General features: G+C 68.4%; 2 protein-coding genes. Both read right to left on the bottom strand.

Annotated features, from left to right (window positions below; translation table 11 throughout):
- Positions 1-103 precede the first annotated feature (103 nt).
- Complete coding sequence (locus tag Q0L57_RS14235) at positions 104-877, bottom strand: SDR family oxidoreductase (protein ID WP_296743610.1); 774 nt, start codon at positions 875-877, stop codon at positions 104-106.
- On the bottom strand, positions 874-1,671 hold the full coding sequence (locus tag Q0L57_RS14230) for an SDR family oxidoreductase (RefSeq protein ID WP_296743608.1): 798 nt from the start codon (positions 1,669-1,671) through the stop codon (positions 874-876). The genes Q0L57_RS14235 and Q0L57_RS14230 overlap by 4 nt, the downstream gene beginning before the upstream one ends.
- Positions 1,672-1,773 lie beyond the last annotated feature (102 nt).

The following is a 1,773-nucleotide window of genomic DNA, read 5'->3' as shown; positions in this document are numbered from 1 at the left end:
CATTGGTGAAAACCAGGTCGGCACTTCTGTCGGGCATTCTCTCTCCTCCTCTCCCGTTCGCCGGCGCCTCCACGCCGGCCGAGCAGGCAAATTTCAGGTCACGTCACACCGCCCTGTTCTGTGTCGGCGCGCGGCCGCCGCCGTCCGCCACCAGCACCGCGCCAGTGACGAAGGACGCGTCGTCCGACGCAAGGAACAGGCAGCAGGATGCGATCTCTTGCGGCTCGGCGACGCGGCGCAGCGCGATCCGGCCGGTGAGCGCGGCAAACTCGTCCTCCGGCGTCGAGCCGTTGGCGGCAGCCGCCACCTCCATTTCGTAGACGCTCATCGGCGTGCGCACCCAGCCAGGCGCCACGGCATTGGCGCGGATGCCGTCGACGCCGTGCGCGAAGGCGAGTGAGCGGGTGTAGGAAACCAGCGCCGCCTTGCTTGCGGAATAGGCGGCGTTCTGGCCACTGGCGTTGAAGGCCCCGACCGAGGCAATGTTGACGATCGCGCCGCCGCGCATCTTCAGCAGCGGCAGCGCGGCGCGGCAGACCATCATCGAGCCGGTGACGTTGACGGCAAAGCTCTTTGCCCAGGTCTCGTCGCTCAGCGTTTCCGGCTCGTCGAGGATCATCACGCCGGCGGCGTTGACGACGATGTCGAGGCGGCCTTCGCAGGCGTCGATGGCGCGGGCAATATCGCCAGCATCTGTGATGTCGCCGTGAACCGCGATGCCGCCGCTAGCCTTGGCCGCTTCCTCCAGCACTTTCCCGCCATGGCCAAAGGCAATGACCCTGGCGTCGTGACGCCCGAACAGCTCGGCGGTGGCGCGGCCCATGCCGGTGGCGGCCCCCGTGACCAGCGCCGTGCGCCCCTCGAGGCGCCGACTCATGTCAGCCCCCAATGCCGTTCGACGGCATAGCCCGTCTCCGGCAAGGTCGAGCCACCGTCGACGACGATGGTCTGGCCGGTGGTGTATTTTGCCTGTTCAGAAGCGAGATAGAGCATGGCGTAGGCAATGTCGTCGGCCTCGCCGAGACGGCCGACGGGGATGAACTGGCCGAGCCTGCCGGCAACCTCGGGCTTGCTCATCGTGCCGCGCCCTGGCTTGGCGATGAAGCCGGGCTCGACGCCGTTGACGGTGATGCCGTCGCGGGCGAACTCGAAGGCGGCGCCACGGATGAAGGCGTTGACGCCGGCCTTGGCCGCCGAATAGTGCGCGCCGCCGGCCATGGCGACTCGCGCGGACACCGACGACGTGACCAGGACACGGCCGAAGCCGTTGGCGCGCATCACCGGGGCTGCCGCCTGCGCCAGCCAGAAGCAAGCTTTCAGGTTCACCGCCAGCGTTTCTTCCAGTCTGTCCTCGTCGAGTTCCTCGACCGAGGCCCAGGGGCAGCCTCCTGCATTATGAACGACGATGTCGAGCCGGCCGGCTTCGCGCGCGACATCGCCGACCAGCGCGTGCAGCGCGGCGCGGTCGAGCCCAGCGAGCGCAACGGCACGGGCGGACAAACCGCGCGCCGAGAGATCGGCGCCAAGCGTCTCCGCGACGTCGAGCGAGCGATTGGCGATGACGACCGAAGCACCAGCCTCAGCGAAGCGCGTGACGATCGAAGCGCCGATGCCGCGCCCGCCGCCGGTCACCAACGCCACCTTGCCCGTGAGATCGAACGGGTTCGTCATGACTTCAAACCACGCCCGCGCGGCGGACGAGATCGACGAAGCGGGAGAAGACTTCCGTGTGGCGATCGACATCGGCCGGCGATGTCGCCGGGCACATCAGGA

The organism is Mesorhizobium sp. (assembly GCF_024509055.1).
In the GTDB taxonomy this organism is placed as follows: domain Bacteria; phylum Pseudomonadota; class Alphaproteobacteria; order Rhizobiales; family Rhizobiaceae; genus Mesorhizobium.
The sequence above is the reverse complement of the archived record's forward strand: the minus strand, read 5'-3'. Positions and strand labels throughout refer to the sequence as shown.

Bases quoted from the DNA above. Each gene is read 5' to 3' on its own strand.
- Q0L57_RS14235 (WP_296743610.1), bottom strand. From the start codon at position 877: ATGAGTCGGCGCCTCGAGGGGCGCACGGCGCTGGTCACGGGGGCCGCC.
- Q0L57_RS14230 (WP_296743608.1), bottom strand. From the start codon at position 1,671: ATGACGAACCCGTTCGATCTCACGGGCAAGGTGGCGTTGGTGACCGGC.